General features: G+C 66.5%; 22 protein-coding genes and 1 tRNA gene. 8 read left to right on the top strand and 15 right to left on the bottom strand.

Going from position 1 to position 24,496, the window contains the following annotated elements:
• Positions 1-70 precede the first annotated feature (70 nt).
• Positions 71-460 carry a COG4315 family predicted lipoprotein gene (locus ACSQ86_RS13325; RefSeq protein WP_093107533.1) on the top strand — a complete coding sequence of 130 codons (390 nt, stop codon included), beginning with the start codon at positions 71-73 and terminating at the stop codon, positions 458-460.
• A 3-nt stretch (positions 461-463) separates the two neighbouring features.
• Here ACSQ86_RS13325 and ACSQ86_RS13320 read toward each other — a convergent pair whose 3' ends face one another.
• The 13 genes from ACSQ86_RS13320 to ACSQ86_RS13260 all read right to left on the bottom strand — a co-directional run bounded on the left by ACSQ86_RS13320 (position 464) and on the right by ACSQ86_RS13260 (position 17,060).
• Positions 464-892, bottom strand: coding sequence for a hypothetical protein (locus ACSQ86_RS13320; RefSeq protein ID WP_436308937.1), 429 nt, complete (start codon positions 890-892; stop codon positions 464-466).
• A 71-nt stretch (positions 893-963) separates the two neighbouring features.
• Entirely contained in the window at positions 964-1,833 is an 870-nt protein-coding gene (locus tag ACSQ86_RS13315; protein ID WP_436303942.1) for a DMT family transporter, read from the bottom strand.
• 34 nt (positions 1,834-1,867) lie between these two features.
• Entirely contained in the window at positions 1,868-3,700 is a 1,833-nt protein-coding gene (gene typA / locus ACSQ86_RS13310; RefSeq protein WP_093107539.1) for a translational GTPase TypA, read from the bottom strand.
• Complete coding sequence (truB, locus tag ACSQ86_RS13305; RefSeq protein ID WP_436303941.1) at positions 3,697-4,716, bottom strand: tRNA pseudouridine(55) synthase TruB; 1,020 nt, start codon at positions 4,714-4,716, stop codon at positions 3,697-3,699. The genes typA and truB overlap by 4 nt, the downstream gene beginning before the upstream one ends.
• 2 nt (positions 4,717-4,718) lie before the next feature.
• The gene (gene rbfA / locus ACSQ86_RS13300; RefSeq protein WP_093107543.1) at positions 4,719-5,090 is read right to left on the bottom strand and encodes a 30S ribosome-binding factor RbfA; all 372 of its coding nucleotides are present in this window, start codon (positions 5,088-5,090) and stop codon (positions 4,719-4,721) included.
• Between the two features lie 21 nt (positions 5,091-5,111).
• Positions 5,112-8,027 carry a translation initiation factor IF-2 gene (infB, locus tag ACSQ86_RS13295; protein WP_093107545.1) on the bottom strand — a complete coding sequence of 972 codons (2,916 nt, stop codon included), beginning with the start codon at positions 8,025-8,027 and terminating at the stop codon, positions 5,112-5,114.
• 24 nt (positions 8,028-8,051) lie between these two features.
• The gene (nusA, locus tag ACSQ86_RS13290) at positions 8,052-9,536 is read right to left on the bottom strand and encodes a transcription termination factor NusA (protein ID WP_093107547.1); all 1,485 of its coding nucleotides are present in this window, start codon (positions 9,534-9,536) and stop codon (positions 8,052-8,054) included.
• Positions 9,537-9,553: 17 nt separating this feature from the next.
• Entirely contained in the window at positions 9,554-10,168 is a 615-nt protein-coding gene (gene rimP / locus ACSQ86_RS13285; RefSeq protein WP_436303940.1) for a ribosome maturation factor RimP, read from the bottom strand.
• Between the two features lie 170 nt (positions 10,169-10,338).
• A complete protein-coding gene (locus ACSQ86_RS13280) occupies positions 10,339-11,544 on the bottom strand; it encodes a YbfB/YjiJ family MFS transporter (RefSeq protein ID WP_436308936.1) in 1,206 nt (401 codons plus the stop codon).
• 20 nt (positions 11,545-11,564) lie between these two features.
• Positions 11,565-13,187, bottom strand: a complete 1,623-nt coding sequence (locus ACSQ86_RS13275) for an ABC transporter ATP-binding protein (RefSeq protein ID WP_436303938.1) — start codon at positions 13,185-13,187, stop codon at positions 11,565-11,567.
• Positions 13,184-14,218, bottom strand: a complete 1,035-nt coding sequence (locus ACSQ86_RS13270) for an ABC transporter permease (protein ID WP_436310265.1) — start codon at positions 14,216-14,218, stop codon at positions 13,184-13,186. Before ACSQ86_RS13270 ends, ACSQ86_RS13275 begins: the two co-directional genes overlap by 4 nt.
• A 1-nt stretch (position 14,219) precedes the next feature.
• The gene (locus tag ACSQ86_RS13265; protein ID WP_093107557.1) at positions 14,220-15,254 is read right to left on the bottom strand and encodes a microcin C ABC transporter permease YejB; all 1,035 of its coding nucleotides are present in this window, start codon (positions 15,252-15,254) and stop codon (positions 14,220-14,222) included.
• A 9-nt stretch (positions 15,255-15,263) separates the two neighbouring features.
• Positions 15,264-17,060 (bottom strand): extracellular solute-binding protein, encoded by a 1,797-nt coding sequence (locus tag ACSQ86_RS13260; protein WP_436303937.1) that lies wholly within the window; start codon positions 17,058-17,060, stop codon positions 15,264-15,266.
• 37 nt (positions 17,061-17,097) lie between these two features.
• On the opposite strand from ACSQ86_RS13260, the gene fabI reads away from it, so the two are divergent.
• Both fabI and ACSQ86_RS13250 read left to right on the top strand, forming a co-directional pair.
• The gene (gene fabI / locus ACSQ86_RS13255; RefSeq protein WP_093107561.1) at positions 17,098-17,892 is read left to right on the top strand and encodes an enoyl-ACP reductase FabI; all 795 of its coding nucleotides are present in this window, start codon (positions 17,098-17,100) and stop codon (positions 17,890-17,892) included.
• Positions 17,893-17,974: 82 nt separating this feature from the next.
• On the top strand, positions 17,975-18,892 hold the full coding sequence (locus tag ACSQ86_RS13250; protein WP_436308935.1) for a DNA ligase: 918 nt from the start codon (positions 17,975-17,977) through the stop codon (positions 18,890-18,892).
• Between the two features lie 24 nt (positions 18,893-18,916).
• On the opposite strand, the gene ACSQ86_RS13245 is transcribed toward ACSQ86_RS13250, so the two are convergent.
• Positions 18,917-19,474 (bottom strand): fasciclin domain-containing protein, encoded by a 558-nt coding sequence (locus tag ACSQ86_RS13245; protein WP_093107565.1) that lies wholly within the window; start codon positions 19,472-19,474, stop codon positions 18,917-18,919.
• A gap of 120 nt (positions 19,475-19,594) precedes the next feature.
• Positions 19,595-21,892 (bottom strand): Orn/Lys/Arg decarboxylase N-terminal domain-containing protein, encoded by a 2,298-nt coding sequence (locus ACSQ86_RS13240; protein WP_436303935.1) that lies wholly within the window; start codon positions 21,890-21,892, stop codon positions 19,595-19,597.
• Positions 21,893-22,002: 110 nt separating this feature from the next.
• Between ACSQ86_RS13240 and ACSQ86_RS13235 the strand changes: the two genes are divergently transcribed.
• The 5 genes from ACSQ86_RS13235 (at position 22,003) to ACSQ86_RS13215 (ending at position 24,467) form a co-directional block, all read left to right on the top strand.
• On the top strand, positions 22,003-22,428 hold the full coding sequence (locus ACSQ86_RS13235) for an NfeD family protein (protein WP_436308934.1): 426 nt from the start codon (positions 22,003-22,005) through the stop codon (positions 22,426-22,428).
• 30 nt (positions 22,429-22,458) lie between these two features.
• A complete protein-coding gene (locus tag ACSQ86_RS13230; protein WP_093107571.1) occupies positions 22,459-23,388 on the top strand; it encodes an SPFH domain-containing protein in 930 nt (309 codons plus the stop codon).
• 36 nt (positions 23,389-23,424) lie between these two features.
• A tRNA-Ser gene (locus ACSQ86_RS13225) sits at positions 23,425-23,515 on the top strand.
• 140 nt (positions 23,516-23,655) lie between these two features.
• A complete protein-coding gene (locus ACSQ86_RS13220) occupies positions 23,656-23,952 on the top strand; it encodes a hypothetical protein (protein WP_093107573.1) in 297 nt (98 codons plus the stop codon).
• Between the two features lie 134 nt (positions 23,953-24,086).
• Positions 24,087-24,467, top strand: a complete 381-nt coding sequence (locus tag ACSQ86_RS13215) for a response regulator (RefSeq protein WP_093107575.1) — start codon at positions 24,087-24,089, stop codon at positions 24,465-24,467.
• The last annotated feature ends 29 nt before the right edge of the window (positions 24,468-24,496 follow it).

Genomic DNA, 24,496 nt, shown 5'->3' with positions numbered 1-24,496 from the left:
AAAGGCCCGGGCGCTAGACTGCCCCGGCCGTATCGGCTTTTGCGATTTTTTAACCGAAGGAGAAAACTTCATGAAACTGCTCAGCGCTTCGATTCTTGCGGCCGCCCTGCTCGCCGGATGCGGCAGCATGTCCAGGACCGCATCGGCGCCGGACACCCCGACCCGTACCGCCGATGGCGTGCTGGTCGGCCCCACCGGCATGACGCTCTACACCTTCGATCGCGATACCGCCGGCAGCGGCAAGTCCACCTGCAACGGACCCTGCGCCACCAACTGGCCGCCGCTGATGGCGGCCGACACGGCCAAGCCGATGGCCGCCTACACCATCGTCGTGCGCGACGACGGCAAGAAGCAATGGGCCTACAAGGGCTGGCCGCTCTACTACTGGGTCAAGGACACCAAGGCCGGCGACAAGACCGGCGATGGCGTCAACAACGTCTGGAAGGTGGCGCGCCCCTGAGGCTCAGCAGCGGCCCTTCTTGGCCTGTCCCGGCGGGCAGTGATGGCCGCCGGGGCCGTGATCGTCATGCCGGCCATGACGTTCATAGCGATCGTCGTCGTGGTCGCGGTGCTTGCCGCCCTTGCTCTTCCAGTTGGGCTCGACCCAGCGCCAGCCGCCGTCGGCGCTTACCCAGCGGCCCGGCGCGTAGACATGGTCGGGGCGCGCCGGCTCCCAGTAGCCCTGGCGCCAGCCATACGCGTCCTGGTGGTATTGCCAATGGCCGGCCACCCAGACGTAGCCGACGCGTGGCGCCGGCACGCGCTCGAAGCGAGGCGCCGGCGGCGCCACGGCAATGAGGCCCGGCACATGGATGTTGACCGACACCTGGGCCGCGGCGCCCAAGGATGCCGTAGCCAGCGCACCGGCCAGCAGGAACGTGGAAAGTCGCATCGATATCTCCCTCTTGAAATGGAAGTCAAACGGCCCTGGGTTTGCACCGGACATCGGTAGAAGTCCCAAGTCTAGTGGGTCCCCGGCAAGGGTATAGCAGCCGCGCGGCGGTCACGCAGCCCGAGCAGTTCGTTGAACACCAATGCGCCGATCACGAGCGCACCGCCTGTCAGCACGCTCGGCGCCGGCTCCTCGCCGGCCCCGATCCAGGCCAGCGCGATGCCGAAGACGATTTCCAGCAGCGCGAGCAGCGCCACCTCGGGCGCCTTCAGGATGCGCGCGCAGACCACCGACAGCGCACACGGGATCGCGAGCTGGAACAAGCCAAGGAAGGCGAGCAGGCCCAGGTCGTGCGCATTGGCCTGGAGCGGCCAGGCCAGCGGCAGCGTGAGCAGCGACGAGACCGCGGCGCCGAGCAGCACCGAGGGGACCAGGTCGATGTCGCGGCCCTTGGCATGCGCATGCTGAACCACGGTCCAGTTGCAGGCGCCGGCCAGCGGCACGCACAGCGCCACCAGCGTGCCGGCCAGCAGGCCGTCGCCGAGCTGGGTGCCGTACATCCAGCCGATGCCCAGGCCCGCCACCACGATAGCGGCCCAGGTGCGCGCCGGAAGCCGGTGGCCGATGAAGACCCGCGCCGCGAGCGCGGTGAAGAGCGGCCCCAGAGCCATGGTCACCAGCACGTTGGCCACGCTGGTCAGCGTGAGCGCCACCATGAAGGCGGTGAACATCACGCACCAGCAGACGCCCGAGATCCACAACGCGCGGCCGCCGTCGCGGATCTTCGAGAACACTGCGCGTCCCTGCCAGAGCGGCAGGATCACGAGCAGGGCCAGCAGCGTGAAGAAGCTGCGCCAGAAGGTGATCTCGAAGCTGCGCGCCTGTTCGAGGTGGCGCGTGACCACGCCCGCCGTCGCCCACATGAGGGTCACGGCGACCATCAGCCAGACCGCGCGGCCGTGAGACAGCGCGGCTCTAGACTGTGTCGCGGCTGGCGCGCTTGCGCTCATGTTCCTTCAGGAAGCGCTTGCGCAGGCGCACGCTCTTGGGCGTGATCTCGACCAGTTCGTCGTCCTCGATGAATTCCACGCCGTATTCGAGCGTGAGGTCGATCGGCGGCGTGATCTTGATCGCGTCTTCCTTGCCCGAGACGCGGAAGTTGGTGAGCTGCTTGGTGCGCGTGGCATTGACCACCAGGTCGTTGTCGCGGCTGTGGATGCCGACGATCATGCCTTCGTAAACCGGGTCGTTCGCCCGCACGAACATGCGGCCGCGATCGTCCAGCTTGCCCAGCGCGTAGGTGAAGATCTCGCCGTCGTCCATGGAAATCAGCACGCCGTTCTTGCGGCTGCCGATGTCGCCCTTGTGCGCCTCGTAGCTGTCGAAGATGTTGGAGATCAGGCCCGAGCCGCGCGTCAGGTTCAGGAACTCGTTGGTGAAGCCGATCAGGCCCCGCGCCGGAATGCGGTACTCCAGGCGCACGCGGCCGCGGCCGTCCGGCTCCATGTTGACCAGCTCGCCCTTGCGCTCGCCCAGCGCCTGCATCACGCCGCCCTGGTGCTGGTCTTCGATGTCGGCGGTCACCAGTTCGATCGGCTCGTGCTTGACGCCATCGACGTCGCGGAACACCACGCGCGGCTTGGACACAGCCAGTTCGTAGCCTTCGCGGCGCATGTTTTCCAGCAGGATGGTCAGGTGGAGTTCGCCGCGGCCCATCACTTCGAAGATGCCCTCCTCGTCGGTTTCCTTGACGCGCAGCGCCACGTTGTGCTGCAGCTCCTTCTGCAGGCGGTCCCAGATCTGGCGGCTGGTGACGAACTTGCCTTCGCGGCCGGCCAGCGGGCTGGTGTTGACGCAGAAGTTCATCGTCAGCGTCGGCTCGTCGACCCTGAGCATGGGCAGCGGCGCCGGATTCACCGGGTCGGTAACGGTCACGCCGATGCCGATGTCGGCAATGCCGTTGATCAGCACGATCTCGCCCGGGCCGGCTTCGGTGGCCTGCACGCGTTCCAGGCCCTGGAAAGTCAGCACCTGGTTGACGCGGCCTTTGACGGACTTGCCGTCCGGACCTTCCATCACGACCACGTCCATCATGGGCTTGATGGTGCCGGCGTTGATGCGACCGACGCCGATGCGGCCCACGAAGGTCGAGAAGTCGAGCGCGGAGATCTGCAGCTGCAGCGGCGCGGCGGGATCTCCCGCATGGGCCGGCACGTGCTTGAGGATGGTGTCGAACAGGGCCGACATGTCGGGGCCCCACTGCTCGCCGTGTTCGCCCTCTTCCAGCGACGACCAGCCGTTGATGCCCGAGGCGTAGACCACGGGGAAATCGAGCTGTTCATCCGTCGCGCCGAGCTTGTCGAACAGGTCGAAGGCGGCGTTGACCACATAGTCGGGGCGCGCGCCGGGCTTGTCGACCTTGTTCACCACCAGGATGGGCTTCAGACCCAGGGCCAGGGCCTTCTTGGTCACGAAGCGGGTCTGGGGCATGGGGCCTTCCTGGGCGTCGATCAGCAGCACCACGCCATCCACCATGCTGAGCGCACGCTCCACCTCGCCGCCGAAGTCGGCGTGGCCGGGGGTGTCGACGATGTTGATGTGCGTGCCCTTCCAGGTCACGGCGCAGTTCTTGGCCAGGATCGTGATGCCACGCTCCTTTTCGATGGCGTTGTTGTCCATCACGGTGTCGACCACTTTCTCGTGTTCGGCGAAGGTGCCGGACTGGCGCAGCAGTTGGTCGACCATGGTGGTCTTGCCATGGTCCACGTGGGCGATGATGGCGATGTTGCGAATCTGGTTGGTGCTCATGGTGTCGCTTCGGTCAAAAGTGTCTGCTGGATTTCGATGGGGTTCAGCAAGCGCCCCGGGATCAGTTCGCCGGCCGTGACGTGCGCCGTGCCGAGGAATGCTCTTTCATCCGTTCGCGCTGAGCTTGTCGAAGCCTGCGCCGGCCCTTCGACAAGCTCAGGGCGAACGGGGGTGTGCGACGGCGCGGGCCCGAAGACGGCGACCTCCGCTGCGTCGGGCCAGTCGCCGCGACGGCGCAGGCCCGAAAGAAAGCGTGCCGCATCTTCGGCGCCGAGCGTGACGCTCGTGTGGCCGGCCACCAGGGCTTCGGTCGGCAGCAGCCGCGCCAGGCGCTCTTCCTCGCCCATGGCTTCCAGCGCTTCCAGCGTCACGCATTGCGAGACGTCGAAGCCGCCGGTGGCGATGCGGCGCAAGGCGGTGAGATGGGCGCCGCAACCGAGCGCTTCGCCGATGTCTTCGCCGAGCGTGCGGATGTAGGTGCCCTTGCTCACGGTTGCGAGGATGCGGATCTGGTCGTCTTCCACGCGGCCGAGCGCCAGCTTGTGGATCGTCACGTCGCGTGCGGCGCGCTCGACCTCGATGCCGTCGCGTGCGTATTCGTAGAGCGCCTTGCCGTCCTTCTTGAGCGCGCTGTGCATCGGCGGCACCTGGCGGATCGGACCGGTGAATTGCGCTTCGACGCGCACCAGGTCCTCGGCCGTCACGGCCACGGGACGCTCGGCGATCACCCCGCCTTCGGCATCGCCCGTGGAGGTCTTGATGCCGAGCCGCGCGGTCGCCTCATAGGTCTTGTCGGCATCGAGATGCAGCTGGCTGAACTTGGTCGCCGCGCCGAAGCACAGCGGCAGCACGCCGCTCGCGAGCGGATCGAGGGTGCCCGTGTGGCCTGCCTTTTCGGCGCGCAGCAGCCACTTGGCCTTCTGCAACGCCTGGTTGCTGGAAAGACCCAGCGGCTTGTCGAGCAGCAGCACCCCGTGCACAGGGCGCCTCTGCACCCGTGTGCGTGGCGCGTTCATCTTCAGTCGTCTTTGGAACGTGAAGCGACGGCCTGCGCAATCAGCGCATTCATGTCGGCGGCGCGCTCGGTCGTGCGGTCGAACTGGAAATGCAGCGTGGGCACGGTGTGGATGTGCAGGCGCTTGAAGAGGCCGTTGCGCAGGAAGCCCGCGGCCTGGTTCAGCGCTTCGGTGGTTTCCACCGGGTCGCCGACGAGCAGGCTGAAGAAGACCTTCGCATGCGCGTAGTCGGGCGTGACCTCGACCGCCTGGATCGTGACCATGCCCACCCGCGGATCCTTCAACTCGCGCGCGATCAACTCCGTCAGATCGCGCTGGATCTGATCGGCGACCTTGAAGGCGCGGTTGGGGGCAGCGGCTTTTCTCTTGGGCATGGCCAGGGTCGCATCGGGCGCTTACAGCGTCCGGGCGATTTCCTTGATCTCGAAGAACTCCAGCTGATCACCTTCCTTGATGTCGTTGTAGTTCTTGAGCTTGATACCGCACTCGAAGCCTTCGCGCACTTCGCGCACGTCGTCCTTCAGGCGCTTGATCGAGTCGATCTCGCCGGTGTAGACGACCACGTTGTCGCGCAGCAGGCGGAAATGCGCGCTGCGGTTGACCGAACCCGCAGTGACCATACAGCCCGCGACCGTACCGATCTTGGACGCCACGAAGACGGTGCGGATCTCGGCCGAGCCGATGACCTCTTCGCGCCGCTCCGGTGCCAGCATGCCGGCCATCGCCGTCTTCAGCTCGTCGACAGCGTCATAGATGATGCTGTAGTAGCTGATGCCGACGTTGTTGCCTTCGGCCAGCTTGCGCGCACCGGCATCGGCGCGCACGTTGAAGCCGATGACCATGGCCTTGGAGGCGATCGCGAGGTTGATGTCCGACTCGCTGATGCCGCCCACCGCGGCGTACACGACCTGCACCTTGACCTCGTCGTTCGAGAGCTTGAGCAGGGACTGCGCGAGCGCTTCCTGCGAACCCTGCACGTCGGCCTTGATGATGATCGGCACCATCTTGACTTCGCCGGCGCTCAGGTCCGAGAACATGTTCTCGAACTTGGCAGCCTGCTGCTTGGCCAGCTTGGTGTTGCGGAACTTGCCCGCGCGGTAGGTCGCGATCTCGCGCGCGCGGCGCTCATCGCCCATCACCATGAACTCGTCGCCGGCCTGCGGCACTTCGGTCAGACCCTGGATCTCGACCGGGATCGAGGGGCCGGCCGTCTTGATGGTCTTGCCGTCCTCGTCGAGCATGGCGCGCACGCGGCCGAAGGTCGAGCCGGCCAGCACCACGTCGCCGGTCTTGAGCGTGCCGGACTGCACCAGCACGGTGGCAACCGGGCCGCGGCCCTTGTCGAGCTGCGCTTCGATGACCAGGCCCTTGGCCGCGGCATCCACCGGCGCCTTGAGTTCCAGCACTTCGGCCTGCAGCAGCACCTGTTCGAGCAGGTTGTCGACGCCCTGCCCGGTCTTGGCGGAGACCGGGACGAAGGGCGTATCGCCGCCGTACTCTTCGGGCACCACTTCCTCGGCCACCAGCTCCTGCTTGACGCGCTCGAGGTTGGCATCGGCCTTGTCGATCTTGTTGATCGCGACCACGATCGGCACACCCGCCGCTTTCGCGTGCTTGATGGCTTCCTTGGTCTGGGGCATGACGCCGTCGTCCGCCGCCACCACCAGGATCACGATGTCGGTGGCCTGCGCACCGCGGGCACGCATGGCGGTGAAGGCCTCGTGGCCCGGGGTGTCGAGGAAGGACACCATGCCACGCTCCGTCTGGACGTGGTAGGCGCCGATGTGCTGCGTGATGCCGCCGGCTTCCCCCGCGGCGACCTTGGCGCGGCGGATGTAGTCGAGCAGCGAGGTCTTGCCATGGTCGACGTGGCCCATGACGGTCACGACCGGTGCGCGCGGCAGCGCTTCGGCGTTCTGCGCAGACACGTCCTCGTCGGTGAAGGCTTCCGGATCGTCCAGCGCGGCGACCACCGCGGTATGGCCCATGTCCTCCACGATGATCATCGCGGTGTCCTGGTCCAGCGACTGGTTGATGGTCGCCATCTGGCCGAGCTTCATCAGTTGCTTGATGACTTCCGACGCCTTGACGGCCATCTTGTGCGCGAGTTCCGAGACCGTGATGGTTTCGGGCACGTGCACTTCGAGCACGCGCGCCTCCACCGGCGCGGCCTGCACGCGTTCTTCCTGGCCTCCGCGGTCGTTGCCGCGGCGCCCGCGCGGGCCTCCGCGCCAGTTGCCGCGGCCGACACCGCCGCTGGCATCGCCGCGGGTCTTGATTTCCTTCTTCTTGGCCGTGTCGCCGGCCCAGCTCGACGAGAGCTTGGCCGACTTGACTTCCTTGCCGGCGCCGGCGGCGCCGGGTGCCGTCGTGCCGGGCGCAGCCGGCGCCGCCGTGCGGGCGGCGGGCGTGGCCGGCTTGTGCAGCGTTCCCTTGACCGCGGCCTTGGCTTCAGGCGCAGGCTTCTCGGGTGCCTTGTGCGGCACCAGCACGCGCGCCGGTGCATTCATCATGGCGCGGATGGCTTCCGCCTCGGCCAGGGCCTTGCGGCGGCGCTCGTCGAGATCCTTGGCGCGCACGGCTTCCTCGTCGGCACGGGCCTTCGATTCGGCGGCCGCCTTGGCCTTGGCGTCTTCCTTGACCTGGGCGGCGGCAGCCTCGGCAGCGGCCTTGCGGTTGCTCACCGCCGGTGCTTCCTCGGGCGCTTCGGGCGCACCTTCGGTCACGGTGGCGGGCTTCTCCGCGGCCTTCTTGCTGCGGGCAGCCTTGGCTTCCTGCTCGGCCTGTTCGGCGCGCTCGATCTTTTCGCGTTCGCGCGCTTCGGTTTCCTCGCGCAGGCGACGCTTCTCGACCAGTTCTTCTTCCTGGCGGCGGATCAGTTCGGCCTGGCGGCGCGCTTCTTCCTCGCGGCGTGCGAGTTCGGCTTCGTCGATGCGCGGCGCGGCGGGCGCGGCGGCGGCCGGCGCCTCGGCCGGCTGCTGCGCCGGCTCGGGCGTGGCCGGGTGGCCCTCGTCGCGCTGGATGAAGGTGCGCTTCTTGCGCACCTCGACCTGGATCGTGCGCGCGCGGCCGGTGGCGTCGGCCTGCTTGATCTCGCTGGTCGACTTCTTGGTCAGCGTGATCTTCTTGCGCTCGGGCTCGACCGTGCCGTGGCTGGCCTTCAGGAAGCCGAGCAGGCGCTGCTTGTCGGCCTCGGTGAGCGCGTCGGTCGGGGCGGCCTTGGCCACCCCCGCGCTCTTGAGCTGGTCAAGCAGGATTTCGGGAGTCTTCTTGAGCTCGTTCGCGAACTCGGCGACAGTGGTACTGGACATATTGGTTTCGTGCCTCCATGACCGTCACTCTTGGCCTGCGAACCAGTGTTCGCGGGCTTTCAAGATGAGGTGCTTGGCGTCATCGGCGCTCTGGCCGGTGATCTCGGTGAGTTCATCGACCGCAAGGTCGGCCAGGTCGTCGCGGGTGTGCACACCCGCCTCGGCCAGTTTCGGAATGAGTTCAGGATCGAGTCCTTCGAGGTCGCGCAAATTCTGCGAGACGCTCTCGACGTTCTCTTCCCTGGCGATTTCCATCGTGAGGAGCGCATCCTTGGCGCGCGAGCGCAGTTCGTTGATCGTGTCCTCGTCGAAGCTCTCGATCTCGAGCAGCTCGGAAATCGGCACGTAGGCCACTTCTTCCAGGCTGGTGAAGCCCTCGGAAATCAGGATGTCGGCGATTTCCTCGTCGACGTCGAGCTTCTCCATGAAGAGCTTGCGGCTGGCGTCGGTTTCGCTCGCCTGCTTCTGGGCCGACTCGTTGGCGTCCATGATGTTGATCTTCCAGCCGGTCAGGTCGGAGGCAAGCCTCACGTTCTGGCCGCCGCGGCCGATCGCGATCGCGAGGTTTTCCTCGTCGACCACCACGTCCATCGCATGCTTTTCCTCGTCGACCACGATCGACGACACGTTGGCCGGCGCGAGCGCGCCGATCACGAACTGGGCCGGGTCTTCGCTCCACAGCACGATGTCGACGCGTTCGCCGGCAAGCTCGTTGGTGACCGCGTTGACGCGCGTGCCGCGCACGCCGACGCAGGTGCCGATGGGGTCGACCCGCTTGTCGTGCGAGAGCACGGCGATCTTGGCGCGCGAACCGGGGTCGCGGGCGCAGCTCTTGATCTCGAGCAGGCCTTGCTCGATCTCGGGCACTTCCTGGCGGAACAGCTCGATCATGAACTCGGGCGCCGCGCGCGACAGGATGATCGGCGCGCCGCGCAGCGTGAGGTCGACCTCCATGATCATGGCCCGCACCCGGTCGCCGTTGCGCAGGTTTTCCTTGGCGATCATCTCGCTGCGGCGCAGCCGCCCTTCGACGCGGCCGGCCTCGACGATGATGTCGCCCTTGTCCAGCCGCTTGACGGTGCCGGTGAAGATCTTCTCGCCGCGCGACATGAAGTCGTTGAGCAGCATTTCGCGCTCGGCGTCGCGGATCTTCTGCAGGATCACCTGCTTGGCCGCCATCGCGCCGATGCGGCCGATCGGCACCGATTCCACCGATTCCTCGATGTACTCGTCGACCTCGATGTCGGGCATCTCTTCCTTGGCTTCGAACAGCAGGATTTCCTGGTCGGGCAGCTGCAGGCCGGCCTCATCGGGCACCACGTGCCAGCGGCGGAAGGTCTCATAGTCGCCGCTGTCGCGATCGACCGCGACGCGGATGTCCACGTCGCCCTGGTAGAGCTTCTTGGTGGCTTGCGCCAGGGCAGACTCGACCGCGCCGAAAACGACGTCGCGTTCGACGTTCTTCTCGCGCGAGATCGCATCCACCAACATCAACATTTCGCGATTCATGCCACCACTCTCCTTGTTCATTCCGACACCGTCGTGTCGGGTTTGGGCCTGCGCCCCTTGAAATCCACTATCGGCGCAAGCCGCGCCTCGCGCAGCTCGTCCAATGCAAAACCCAGCGCCTGCAGGGGTGCAGGCGCGCGCTTCTTGCTGATCTTCTGACCGGGCTTCGGCTCAGGTGCATCGCTCCAGACGATCTGCCACCCCTGCGCGCCATCGGCCCCTGCGACCCGCTCCAGCGTGCCGCGAAACTTCTTGCGGTTGGCCGCCACCTGGCCGGCCGCCGCCGCGCCCATGGGCGCCTTCAGCGTGATGTCGATCACCTCGCCTGCGAAACGTTCGAAATCCTGCTCATTGCGCAGCGGTCGGTCAATACCCGGCGAGGACACCTCGAGCCGCTTGTAGTCGACGCCGTCCACCTCGAGCGCGAACTGCAGCTGGCGGGTGACCTTCTCGCAGTCTTCGACGGTGACGAAAGGCTCCGGCGCACCGGCTGCAGCTGCAGTCTCAGAAATGGGGCCACTCCAGGGCAAATCAATCGTCACGCGCAGCAGTCCTCCGGCCGAGCGTTCGATCTCGACCAGGTCGTAGCCGAGCCCGGCCACGGTTTGTTCCACTGTCTGCTGCAATGCCACGTGTCTGTATGCGCCTTCTGGTGTGCCCCCCGATGCCGCCCCCCGCCTGCCTGCTTGCCCGCCTGCGGCATCGAGAAATGCTTCGACCAATAAAAAACGGGCGGTGAGTACCCGCCCGTTTGGTCGTGAGCCTCGAATTATATGCCAAACACGTGTAAGAACGTCGGTTTCTAGGTGGTCAAAGCGCCTTCCGGCCGCTGCGACCGCCACCAGACCAGCGCAAAAAGCAAGGCACCGAACGCCAGCACCGCCGCAGCCACCAAAAGCGGCACCGTGAACGAGCCGGTGCGCTGCGCCAGCGGCGCCGCAAACAGCGGCCCGAGGATCTGGCCGACGCCGTAGGAAGCCGTTGCATAGCCGATCAGCCCGGCCGCGGCGTTGCCGCGCAGCCGCCGCGCATCCCGCATCGCGAACAGGGTGATGGTGGTGAAAGGCATGCCCAGCAGCAGGCTGCCCAGGGTGAAGCCGATGATGGTGGGCCAGGCTACGGAAAGCACGACGCCCAGCGCCTGCAGCGCATAGGCGATCGCCAGCAGCAGCCGGTTGTCCCAGTGGACCGGCGCCCGCGCACCGATCAGGGCGCCCGGAACGATCGCCAGGCCGAACAGGGGCCAGAAAAAATCGGGCCAGGGCGAGCCCGGCAAGGCCTGGCGCGCGATCACCGGGAGGAAGGTCGCCGTGATGATGTAACCGAAGCCCGCCAGGCCGTAGAGCCCGACCAGCCAGCGCGCATCGTTGCGCGCGGCGGCCGATTCAGCCTCACTCGGTGCCGCGGCGGTGGCGGCCGGCGACGCTGCGTGCGCGCTTTCGCCGTCGCTGAAGATGCGCCAGATCACGGCGATCAGGACCAGCGACAGCAGGCCCAAGCCAATCCAGCCGGCCTCCGAGCCCCAGCGCCCCACTGCGCCGCCCACCAGACCGGTGACCGCAATGCCGACGCCCGGCCCGGCGTAGATCACGCCCTGCAGCGTCGGGGCGCCTGTTTCCGCCAGCCTCCGCAGGCCCCAGCCGGAGGCGAAGACGAAGGTCCAGGCGCTCATGACGCCGGCCGCCGTCCGCAGCACGCCCCAGGCGCTGAAGTTGTCCCACAGGCCCATGCCGAGCAGCAGCGCCGCGGTGGCGACCAGCGCTCCGCGGACCATCGTGGCCGGCTTGAGCCGGATCGCCGCGCAGGACAGCGCGCCGACGAAGTAGCCGAGGTAGTTGAGCGAAGCCAGCACCCCACCCGCCTGCAGATCCAGCTTGCCCTCGTGCAGCATGATCGGCAGCATGGGCGTGAAGGCGAAGCGGCCCAGCCCCATCGCCACCGCCAGGCTCACCATGCAGGCGAGCGCTGCGCGCCAGGCGCCGCGCCGGTCGCTTCCGATCGCCGACATTTCGTGCTCTCCGTCTTTCTCTAATCTGCCAGCGCTGCAGCGACCAGCTTCTGCGTGTAGGGATGTTCGGGTGCATCGAGCACGCGCTCGACGCCGCCCGATTCGAGGATCGCACCGTCCTTCATCACGATGACCTGGTGCGCCATCGCGCGGATCACCTCGACGTCGTGCGTGATCAGCAGATAGCTCAAGCCGCGCTCACGCTGCAGTCGCTGCAGCAGACCCAGCACCTGTTTCTGGATCGTGACATCGAGCGCGCTGGTGGGCTCGTCGAGCACCAGCAGCTTCGGGTCGACGATCAGCGCCCGCGCGATCGCCAGACGCTGGCGCTGTCCGCCCGAGAACTCGTGCGGATAGCGGTCGAGCAGCGAGGGGAACTGCGCCTCGCTCAGGCCCACGTCGGCCAGCGCGGCCAGTGCGCGCGTACGCCGGGCCGCGGTGTCGAGGCCTGGCGCGTGCACCGTCAGGCCTTCGCCGACGATCTGTTCGACCGTCATGCGCGGCGAGAGCGACGAGAACGGATCCTGGAACACGACCTGCATCTGGCGGCGCAGCGCGCGGTCGCTCGCGCCGCCGGCATTCCAGCGCTGGCCGGCAACGCCGAGGCTTCCGCCGTACTTGAGCAGACCGAGCGCGGCGAGCGCAAGGGTGGATTTGCCCGAGCCCGATTCGCCGACGACACCCAGCGTCTCGCCCTGCGCAATGCGGAAATCGGCGCCCTGCACCGCCACGAACTCGCCCTTGCGGAACCAGCCGGCCACCCCGGGCCGCGAGACCGGATAGCTGACGCGCAGCGCCTTGGCTTCGAGCACCGGTGGCGCACCCTTCGCCTCCGCGGGAACGGGCGGCACGTCGCGCGTCGGCCGGCTGTCGATCAGCTTGCGGGTGTAGGCATGCTGCGGCGCGCCGAACACGGTCGAAACGGCGCCCTGCTCGACGATGTGGCCGTCCTCCATGACCGCCACGCGGTCGGCGAAGCGGTGCACCAGGTTGAGGTCGTGCGTGATCAGCAGCACGGCCATGTGGTGCTTGCGCTGCAACTCGGCCAGCAGTTCGAGGATCTGCGCGCGCACCGTGACATCGAGTGCGGTGGTCGGCTCGTCGGCCAGGAGCAGGCGCGGCTTGCAGGCCAGCGCCATCGCGATCATCGCGCGCTGGCGCTGGCCGCCCGAGAGCTGGTGCGGAAACGCCCTCGCCCGCCGCGCCGGTTCCGGAATGCCGGTGTCGGCCAGCAACTGCACGGCGGCTTCCTGCGCGGCGCGCGCCGGCATGCCTTCGTGCAGCTCGAGTACCTCGGCGATCTGGTCGCCCACGGTGTAGAGCGCGTTGAGCGCGGTCATCGGCTCCTGGAAGATCATCGCGATCTCCTTGCCACGGATGCCGCGCAGCCGGGCTTCCGGCAGCGACAGCAGCTCGCGTGTTGCACCTCCGCCCTCCCCGCCGGCAAAGCTTGCGGCACCCGAGATATCGGCGTTCTGCACCAGCCGCAGCAGGCTCAGCGCCGTGACGGTCTTGCCCGAACCCGATTCGCCGACCAGCGCCAGCTTTTCGCCTTCAGCGATGGCGAAGTCGATGCCGTGCACGACCTCCTTGCCGCCGAAGGCGACGCGCAATCCGCGGACGTCCAGAAGTGGCCGGCTCATTTTTCGGCCTTCCGCGGATCGAGCGCATCGCGCAGCGCGTCGCCCATGAAGGTCAGCAGCATCAGCGTGAGCACCAGCACGCCGAAGGTGGAGAGCGAAATCCACCAGGCATCGATGTTGGCCTTGCCCTGGCTCAGCAGTTCGCCGAGCGAGGGCGTTCCCGGCGGCACGCCGAGGCCCAGGAAGTCGAGCGAGGTGAGCGCCAGGATCGCCGCGCTCATGCGAAACGGCAGGAAGGTGACGACCGGCACCATGCTGTTGGGCAGGATGTGGCGCCACATGATCTGCAGATTGCCGACGCCGAGCGCGCGTGCGGCGCGCACGTAGTCCATCTGCCGGTTGCGCAGGAACTCGGCGCGCACGTAGTCCGACAGGCCCATCCAGCCGAACAGGCTCAGGAGGATCAGCAGCAGCGCGACGCTGGGGGCGAACACGGCGCTGAAGATGATCAGCAGATACAGCTCCGGCATCGAGCCCCAGATCTCGATGAAGCGCTGGAACGCGAGGTCGGTCTTGCCGCCGAAGAAGCCCTGGATCGCGCCCGTGACGATGCCCAGCACGACGCCGATGACGGTCAGCGCCAGCGCGAACAGCACGCTCACGCGGAAGCCGTAGATCAGCTGGGCCAGCAGGTCGCGGCCGCGATCGTCGCTGCCGAAAAAGTTTTCACTGGAAGGCGCGGCCGGGTTCGGCGATTTCGCGAAGTAGTTGAGCGTCTTGGGGCCGTAGGGGTTGGGCGCGTAAATCGCCCAGTTGCCGCCTTGTGTGATGCGCTCGCGGATGAAGGGATCGAGGTAGTCGGCCGGCGTCTCGAAGTCGCCGCCGAAGGTCTTTTCGGAGTAGTCGCGCAGCACCGGGAAGTAGGTCTGCCCTTCGTAGCGCACCACCAGCGGCTTGTCGGTCGAAAGCAGTTCGGCGAACAGGCTCAGCACCACCAGGACGGTGAAGAGCACGAGGCTCCAGAAGCCGAGCTTGTTGCGCTTGAAGCGCATCCAGGCCCGGCGGCCGGGCGAAATGGTCACGGGGCTGATGTTAGTCAAACTTCACCCTCGGATCGACCAGGACGTAGCAGAGATCGGAAATCAGCTTGGTCACCAGCCCGATCAGCGTGAAGAGATAGAGCGTGCCGAGCACGACCGGGTAGTCGCGCCGGATCACGCTCTCGTAGCTCAGGAGGCCGAGCCCGTCGAGCGAGAACAGCGTCTCGATCAGCAGCGAGCCGGTGAAGAAAGCGCCGATGAAGGCGGCCGGGAAGCCGGTGATGATCGGAATCAGTGCATTGCGAAACACGTGCTTCCACAGCACCTGGCGCTCGGCCAGGCCCTTGGCGCGCGCGGTCAGCACGTACTGCTTGCGGATTTCCTCGAGGAAGGAGTTCTTGGTCAGCATCGCTGTCACGGCAAAGCTGCCGAGCACCATCGCCGTCACGGGCAGCGCGATGTGCCACAGGTAGTCGATCGCCTTGGCGCCCCAGCTCAGGCTGTCCCAGTTGGGCGAGGTCAGGCCGCGCAGCGGGAACCACTGCAGCTGCCCGCCGAAGACCACCAGCAGCGCCACGCCGAGCACGAAGCCCGGAATGGCATAGCCGATCAGCACGATCAAGGTGGTGACGAAATCGAATCGCGAGCCGGCCCGCACGGCCTTCGCCACGCCGAGCGGGACTGCGATGAGGTAGCTGATGAAGAAGGTCCACAGACCCAGACTGATGGAGACGGGCAGCTTCTCCTTGACCAGTTCCCACACATCCTTGTGCTGGTAGAAGCTGGTGCCCAGATCGAAGCGCGCGAAGGACTTGAGCATCAGCCAGAAACGCTCGGCGGGCGGTTTGTCGAAGCCGTAGAGCTTCTTGATCTCCTCGATGCGCTTTTCGTCCAGACCTTGGCGGCCGCGGTAGCCCGCGCCGGAACTGGCTGCGCGTTCGCCGCCCGAGTCGCGGCCCTGCAGCTGCGCCACCATCTGCTCGACCGGGCCGCCCGGCACGAACTGCACCGTGACGAAGGTCAGCAGCAGCACGCCGAAGAGCGTGGGCACCATCAGCAGCAGGCGTTTGAGGATGTAGCTGGCCATATGACGGCTTCACTTGTTGGCAGGCGATGCCCACCAGGTGCTCATGGCCCAGGCATCGGCTTGGTAGTAAGGCGGGATCACATCCGGCAGCACGAAGGGCCGGGGCCGGTAGCCGATCAGGAAGGCGTCGCCGTAGTACTGCGGCACCGAGTAGTAGCCGTGCGAGAGCACGCGGTCGAGCGAACGCATCGCGGCGCTCAATTCGGGCCGCGTGGTGGCGCCGACCACCTTCTGCAGCAGCGCATCGACCGCGGGATCGGCGATGCCCCAGATGTTCGAGGAGCCGTGGGTGGCGGCCGCCTTGGAGCCGAAGAATTCCAGCAGCTCGCCGCCCGGCGCCGTGGTTCCGGGCAGCCGCACCGAGGTCATCTCGAAGTCGAAGTTGTCCATGCGCTGCTGCGAGAGGGAGAAGTCCACCGTGCGAAAGCTCATCTGGATGCCGAGCTTCAGCAAGGCCGTCTGCAACGGCGTCACGACGCGGATCAGCGAAGGCTGGTCGTTCAGAAACTCGATGGTGAAGACCTCGTTCTTGTCGTTGCGCAGGGCACCGTCGCGGTAGGTCCAGCCGGCCTCGGCCAGCAGCGTGCGCGCGCGGCGCAGGTTCTCGCGCAGGCTGCCGGGTGGCGCGGTACTCGGCGAGATCACGGCCGGCCCGAAGACTTCGGGCCGCAGCTTGCTGCGCAGCGGCTCGAGCAGCGCCAGTTCGTCCGGCTTGGGGAGCCCCTCGGCATGGAACTCGCTGTTCGGGTAGTAGCCCTGCACGCGCTTGTACAGGCCGTAGAAGAGCTGCTTGTTGAGCCACTCGAAATCGAAGGCGAGTCCGATGGCCTGCCGCACGCGGATGTCCTTGAACTTCGGGTTGCGGACATTGAACACATAGCCCTGAAAGTCGCCCGGGTTCTGGTTCTCGAACGCACGCTTTCGGATCTCGCCGGACGTGAACTGCTTGCCCGTGTACTGGCGCGCCCAGTTGCGTGAGGTGAACTCGCGCATGAAGTCGAACTCGCCCGCCTTCAGCCCTTCGAAGCGCGAGGTGTCGTCCAGGTAGATCTTGAAGGTGACGCGGTCGAAGTTGAAGAAGCCCTTGCGCACCGGAAGCTCGGCCCCCCAATAGTTCGGGTCGCGCGTGTAGGTGATGTCGCGGCCCATGCGCGGGTTGGCGATCTTGTACGGCCCCGACGCAATCGGCACCTCGGTCGTGACCTGGTCGAAAGGCTTGCCGGCGCCCCAGGCACGGCTGAATACCGCCATTCCGCCCACGACCAGCGGCAGCTCGGGATTGGGGCTTGCGAAGTCGAAGCGCACCGTGCGCTCGCCGATGCCCGTGGCGCTCTTCACCTCGGCGTAGATCGTGCGGAACTGGGGTGCCGCCAGCGGCCCCGTGAGCGTGGTGAAGGAGTGCACCACATCGGCCGCGAGCACCGGCGAACCGTCGTTGAAACGCGCTTTGGGATGAAGGCGGAAGGTGACGGACCGCTTGTCGGGCGCCACCTCGACGTCCTCGGCCAGCAGGCCGTAGGCCGTGGTCGGCTCCTCCGAGTTGCCGGTCAAGAGGCTCTCGAACATCAGGTTGCCGAGGCCTGATGGCGCCGTGCCCTTGAGCGTGAACGGATTGAACTTGTCGAAGTTGGTGGGCCGCGTCGGCGGCACCATGCGGATCTCGCCGCCCTTGGGCGCATTCGGGTTCACATAGCTGAAATGCGTGAAACCCGGCGCGTACTTGACGTCCCCGAACTGCGCGTACGCATGGGCCGCCCACGAGGGGGCTGCCGAGAGCGCCAACACCAGAAGCAGCCAAGCTCGCATGCGAGAATTCTGCACAAGATTTTCACGAGGTCGCTTTATGGGCTTTCTTTCCGGCAAAAAATTCCTGATCACGGGCGTGCTGAGCAACCGTTCCATCGCCTACGGCATCGCCAAGGCCTGCCATCAACAGGGCGCCGAACTCGCGTTCAGCTACGTCGGCGAGCGCTTCAAGGATCGCATCACCGAGTTTGCGGCCGATTTCGATTCGAAGCTCGTCTTCGACTGCGACGTGGGCGACGATGCCCAGATCGCCAAGCTCTTCGCCGATCTCTCGCAGACCTGGCCCACCTTCGACGGCTTCGTCCACAGCATCGGCTTCGCGCCACGCGAAGCGATCGCGGGCGATTTTCTCGACGGCCTGTCGCGCGACGCCTTCAAGGTCGCGCACGACATCAGCGCCTACAGCTTCCCGGCAATGGCCAAGGCGGCCCTGCCCTATCTCAACGACAAGTCGGCGCTGCTCACGCTGACCTACCTGGGCGCGCTGCGCGTGCTGCCCAACTACAACACCATGGGCCTGGCCAAGGCCTCGCTCGAGGCCTCGGTGCGCTACCTCGCCGAGTCGCTGGGCCCCAAGGGCATGCGCGTGAACGGCATCAGCGCCGGCCCGATCAAGACGCTGGCGGCCAGCGGCATCAAGGGCTTCGGCAAGATCCTCTCGGTGGTGGCCGAGGTGTCGCCGATCCGCCGCAACGTGACCATCGAGGAAGTGGGCAACGTGGCCGCCTTCCTGATGAGCGATCTCGCCAGCGGCGTGACGGCCGAGATCACCTATGTCGACGGCGGCTTCAGCCACGTCGTCGGCGGCATCGCCGAGCCGGCCGCGGGCTGAGCCTGGTCCAACCGGCGCAAGCCGCCGGCAGCACCTCTCACAATCCCCCGGCTTGTCAATAAAACATGGCGGGGAGTCGATCATGAGTTTTCGCATTCATTCAGGCCGCGCCTTGCAGGCGCCTGCCGAGCTGTCGCGCCGAGCGCTCCTGCTCGGCGCCGTGGCCGCCACATGCACCTTGTCGGCCCCGTCCGGGGCCTTGGCGCGCGACACAGCGGCCCCGACGCTGATGCTCGCCGAGGTGTACCGCCGCGGCATGCCACTCGACGACCATTGGGTCAGCGAGAAGTACGACGGCGTGCGCGGCTACTGGGACGGCAAGCAGCTCTGGACGCGCGGCGGCGAACGCATCGTCGCGCCGGCCTGGTTCACCGCCTCGCTGCCCGCCGCGCCGATGGACGGCGAACTGTGGGCCGGCCGCGGCCGCTTCGCGCAGGCGGTGTCCACGGTGCGCAGCCAGACGCCGAACGACGCGGCATGGCACGAGCTGCACTTCATGGTCTTCGATCTGCCGGCCCAGCCCGGCGACTTCACGGCCCGTCTCGCCGTCTTGCGAAAACTGCTGCCGATCACGGATGCGCCCTGGCTGGTGCCGGTCCCGCAGCAGCGCGCGACGACGCACGAGTCGCTGCAGGCGCTGCTCGACAAGACGGTGCGCATGGGCGGCGAGGGCTTGATGCTGCACCGGGGAGCTTCGCTCTACCGTGCCGAACGCAACAGCGATCTGCTCAAGCTCAAGCCCTACGACGATGCGGATGCGCGCGTGCTGGCGCATGTTCCCGGCCGCGGCAAGCATGCGCGCCGAATGGGCGCGCTGCTGGTCGAGACGCCCGAGGGCAAGCGCTTCAGGCTCGGCAGCGGCTTCAGCGATACCCAGCGCAACGAGCCGCCGGCCGTCGGCAGCTGGGTGAACTACCGCTACAACGGCACGAGCCCCGGCGGCCTGCCGAGGTTCGCGCGCTTTCTGCGGGTGCGGGAAGACCTCGCGTCCTCGTCCTGACCGAGGCTCCCGCGTGCTGCTGCCTTACTTGGGCAGCAGCACCTTGTCGACGACGTGGATCACGCCATTGGATTGGTACACGTCGGCCGTGCTCACGGTGGCCCAGCCGCCGTTCTCGTCGCCGACCATGATCTTGCCGCCGCTCGCCTTGGCCGTCAGCGTGCCGCCGGCGGCGGTCTTGAGCGTGGCCATGCCCTTGCCGTCCATGATCTGCCCGCCGAGCGCGGCGGCGTCCAGCCTGCCGGGTACCACGTGGTAGGTCAGGACGGCCGTGAGCTTGCCCTTGTTCTCGGGCTTGAGCAGCGTGTCGACCGTGCCGGCGGGCAAGGCGGCGAATGCCGTATTGGTCGGCGCGAACACCGTGAACGGACCCGGACCCTTGAGGGTCTCGACCAGGCCGGCGGCCTTGACGGCCGCAACCAGGGTGGTGTGGTCCTTCGAGTTGACGGCGTTGTCGATGATGTCCTTGGTGGCGAACATCGGCGCGCCGCCGACCATGACCTGCGCGACGGCCGAGGCCGCTGCAGCGGCCATCGTGACAGCCAGGGTGAGGGATGCAAGGCGATGGAATCTACGGTTCATGAATAGCTCCTCTGGGATTGAAGCCGCCGCAGAAAGCGCGACGGCTGCAACCAATACGAGGAGCTCGCCGAAGCGGATTCAAAGCACCGCGCGCAATCCTGCGCCGTGGCTGATCCTTCTTCAGTCGGCGTTGCGGACGCAGTCCGCGTAGTAGCGCTTCTTGCCGTTCTCGTCGATGCGCGCCACCAGGCCGTGGATGTCGGTCTCGAAGCCCGGGCATTCGGTGTTGAACTGCCGCGCGAACTTGAGGTAGTCGACGATCTTCTTGTTGAAGACCTCGCCCGGGATCAGGAGCGGAATGCCCGGCGGGTACGGCGTGATCAGGCTGGTGGTGATGCGGCCTTCGAGCTCGTCGATCTCCACGCGCTCGGTCTTGCGGTGCGCAATGTGCGCGTAGGCGTCGCTCGGCTTCATCGCCGGCGTCAGGTCGCTCAGGTACATCTCGGTCGTGAGGCGCGCGACGTCGTAGCGCGCATAGAGCTGGTGGACGTGCTGGCACAGGTCGCGCAGGCCGAGGCGCTCGTAGCCCGGATGCTGCTGGCAGAACTCGGGCAGGATGCGCCACATCGGCTGGTTGCGCGCGTAGTCGTCCTTGAACTGCTGCAGCGCGGTGAGCAGCGTGTTCCAGCGGCCCTTGGTGATGCCGATGGTGAACATGATGAAGAAGCTGTAGAGCCCCGTCTTCTCGACGATCACGCCATGCTCGGCCAGGAACTTGGTGACGATGCTGGCGGGAATGCCGGTCTCGGCAAACTTGCCCTGCAGGTCCAGGCCCGGCGTCACGATGGTCGACTTGATCGGGTCGAGCATGTTGAAACCGTCGGCCAGCTTGCCGAAGCCGTGCCAGTTGCGCGAACCGTTCTTGCCGTTCGTGCCGGTGCGCGATTCGCCTTCCATGATCCAGTCGCTCGCGCGGCCGATGCCCTCTTCGACCAGCTTCTCGGGTCCCCAGACCTTGAACCACCACTCGTCCGCGCCGAACTCGGCTTCGACCTTGCGCATCGCGCGGCGGAAGTCCAGCGCCTCGAGGATGCTCTCTTCCACCAGCGCGGTGCCGCCGGGCGGCTCCATCATCGCGGCCGCGACGTCGCAGCTGGCGATGATCGCGTACTGCGGGCTGGTCGACGAATGCATCAGGTAGGCCTCGTTGAAGAGGTCGCGGTCGAGCGCGCGGTTCTGCGAATCCTGCACCAGCACGTGGCTGGCCTGGCTGATGCCGGCCAGGAGCTTGTGGGTCGACTGCGTCGCGAACACCAGCGACTCCTTGGGACGCACGCGCCGCTTGCCCATGGCGTGGTAGGCGCCGTAGAACGGGTGGAAGGCTGCGTGCGGCAACCAGGCCTCGTCGAAGTGCAGCGTATCGACGTAGCCGTCGAGCATGCCCTTGATGGTTTCGGTGTTGTAGATCACGCCGTCGTAGGTCGATTGCGTGAGCGTCATCACGCGCGGCTTGACCCGGTCGGCATCCACGTGCGAGAGCAGCGGATTGGCGCGGATCTTGGCCTTGATGGCCGACGGCTCGAATTCGCTCCGCGGGATCGGGCCGATGATGCCGAAGTGGTTGCGCGTCGGCTTCATGAAGACGGGGATAGCGCCCGTCATGATGATCGCGTGCAGCACCGACTTGTGGCAGTTGCGGTCGACCACCACCACGTCGTCGGGCGCCACCGTGTGGTGCCACACCATCTTGTTGCTGGTGCTGGTGCCGTTGGTCACGAAGAAGCAGTGATCGGCATTGAAGATGCGCGCCGCATTGCGCTCGCTGGCCGCCACCGGGCCGGTGTGGTCCAGCAGCTGGCCGAGTTCCTCGACTGCGTTGCAGACGTCGGCGCGCAGCATGTTCTCGCCGAAGAACTGGTGGAACATCTGGCCCACCGGGCTCTTCAGGAAGGCCACGCCGCCCGAGTGGCCCGGGCAATGCCAGGAGTACGAGCCGTCCTCCGCGTAGTCGATCAGCGCCTTGAAGAACGGCGGCTGCACGCCTTCGAGGTAGCTCTTGGCTTCGCGGATGATGTGGCGGGCCACGAACTCCGGCGTGTCCTCGAACATGTGGATGAAACCGTGCAGCTCGCGCAGGATGTCGTTCGGGATGTGGCGCGAGGTCTTGGTCTCGCCGTAGATGTAGATCGGCACGTCGGCGTTCTTGCGCCGCACCTCGCCGATGAAGTTGCGCAGGTTCAGCACGGCCGGGTCGAGGTCGGGGCCGACGGTGAACTCCTCGTCGTCGATCGACAGGATGAAGGCGCTGGCGCGGCTTTGCTGCTGGGCGAACTGGCTCAGGTCGCCGTAGCTCGTGACGCCCAGCACCTCGAAGCCTTCTTTCTCGAAAGCCTGCGCCAGGGCGCGGATGCTGAGCCCCGAGCTGTTCTCGGAGCGGAAGTCCTCGTCGATGATGACGATGGGAAAGCGGAATTTCATGAGCGCGGCTCCGGACTGGCAAATAGGCGCGAAGTGTACGGAATTCAGATGAAGGAATTGATCGGCTTTTGACTCAGAATGTCGTGCCTTCAATAAAGAGAGGAGTCGTCATGGCGAGTTCCACCGTCTGGTGGTTGATTGCGGGAGGGGCCATCGTGCTGGAGCTGCTCTCCGGCACGGTCTACCTGCTGCTGCTGAGCGCGGGCTTCGCTGCGGCGGCGGTGGCGGCCCATGCGGGCGCCAGCCTGACCACCCAGCTGGTGGTCGCGGCGGTGGTGGGGGTGGGCGCCGTGCTCATCTGGCACATCATCCGCCGTCGGCGGCCGGCCGAGCCGCCGACCGCCGCCAACCGCAACGTCAACCTGGATATCGGCGAGAGCGTCTACGTCGACGCCTGGAATCCCGACGGCACCGCCACCGTGCGCTACCGCGGCGCGCAATGGACCGTGGTGCCCCGCGCCGGAAGCACGCCGTCGATCGGCGAGCACCGCGTGGCCGAGGTGGTCGGCAGCCGCCTGGTCGTCGACAAGATCTGACAAGAAGCAAGAACCGAAAAGGAAGCATTCATGGAACTCGCAGTCCCCCTCGTCATCCTGGTCATCGCGATCATCGTCATCAGCCAGTCGATCAAGTTCGTGCCGCAGCAGAACGCCTGGGTGCGCGAGCGCCTGGGCAAGTACCACAACACGATGACCCCCGGACCCAACTTCCTGATCCCCTTCATCGACAAGGTGGCCTACAAGCACAGCCTGAAGGAAATCCCGCTCGACGTGCCGAGCCAGATCTGCATCACGCGCGACAACACGCAGCTGCAGGTCGACGGCATCCTGTACTTCCAGGTGACCGACCCGATGCGCGCGAGCTACGGCTCGTCCAATTACATCGTGGCCGTCACCCAGCTCGCGCAGACCTCGCTGCGCAGCGTGATCGGCAAGCTCGAGCTCGACAAGACCTTCGAGGAGCGCGACATCATCAACGCCCAGGTCGTGGCCGCCATCGACGAGGCCGCGCTGAACTGGGGCGTGAAGGTGCTGCGCTACGAGATCAAGGACCTGACGCCGCCCAAGGAAATCCTCCAGGCCATGCAGCGCCAGATCACGGCCGAGCGCGAAAAGCGGGCGCTGATCGCGGCCTCCGAAGGCCGCCGCCAGGAGCAGATCAACATCGCCACCGGCGAACGCGAAGCCTTCATCGCTCGCTCCGAGGGCGAGAAGCAGGCGCAGATCAACAACGCGCAGGGCGAGGCGGCAGCCATCACCGCGGTGGCCCAGGCGACCGCCGGCGCCATCGAGCGCGTGGCGGCCGCGATCCGGCAGCCGGGCGGCGAACAGGCCGTGCAGCTCAAGGTGGCCGAGCGCGCGGTCGATGCCTACGGCAAGGTCGCGGCCGACGCCACGACCACGCTGATCGTGCCGAGCAACATGACCGAGACCGCGGCGCTCATCGCCTCGGCGATGCGCATGGTGCAGGCCGGAAAGACATCGGGCACCGCCTGAGATCGATTCGTCCCCGCTGCTACAATCGCGGGCTTCGGAGCGGTGGATGAGCGGTTTAAGTCGCACGCCTGGAAAGCGTGTGAGGGTTAATAGCCCTCCGCGGGTTCGAATCCCGCCTGCTCCGCCAGGAAAAACCGATTCAGTTCCCTCCCATCGCACATGGGAGTCGTCGTGAAAGCCCCGTACCCGGGGCTTTTTCGTTTGGGGGTCGTCGGGCGACAGAGTACCATCGCCTTACTTTTTTCCATCCCCAGAGAAGGAGCTCGGATGGCCGGACAAAGCAAACCGGATCGGGCCGCAGCGCCGCTCGATCAGGCCCTGGACAAGACCGAAGCGGTGGCTGCCGAGGTGCAGCGCGCATCCGATGACCTGGCCGTCATCAACACGGTGCTGGAACAGGAGCTTCCGGACGAAGTGCAGGTGGGCGACGTCGCACAGGCCATCGAGCACACCGGCCAGCTTGAAAAGAAGCTGGCCGAGTCGGCCGAGACGCTCGCCGAAGTCAACGCCACCTTGGCGGAGGAGATCGAGAAGCGTACCGAACGAGAGCGCGACGCCGGCTGATGCATTCGCTCGCGGTTGGCAGTCGAGCGTCCGTCTGCTTTCTCCTACGCAATGAGTTGGCGGCTGTCGCTAGGAACCCGGCAGGCCTCCCGCGCTAGGCTGGCATTCCCACAGCCCGGAAACCCGGAAACCACATGGCCCTCTTCACCTTCCTCGTCGAAGACAACAGGACCATCCGGGACAACCTGATTCCGGCCCTGGAGGATCTGGCGCATGCCCGGATCGTCGGCGCGGCCGAGACCGAGAAGGACGCGACCGATTGGCTGGCCTCCCATGCGAGCGAATGGCAGTTGTTGATCGTGGACCTGTTCCTCAAGGAGGGCTCCGGCCTGGGCGTGCTGCGCAACTGCAGGGAGCGCACGCCACTACAGCGCGCCGTGGTCCTCAGCAATTACGTCAACGCGGACATCCGCGCACGCTGCATGGCGCTCGGTGCGGACGCCGTGTTCGACAAGTCGAAGGAGCTCGATGCCTTCTTCGACTACTGCAACGATGCCAGCCGCTCGACAGCATGAAAAAAGGGCCCGAAGGCCCTTTTTTCATG

The sequence above is a fragment of the Variovorax sp. LjRoot130 genome (assembly GCF_964253755.1).
Classification (GTDB): Bacteria; Pseudomonadota; Gammaproteobacteria; order Burkholderiales; family Burkholderiaceae_C; genus Variovorax.
The sequence above is the reverse complement of the archived record's forward strand: the minus strand, read 5'-3'. Positions and strand labels throughout refer to the sequence as shown.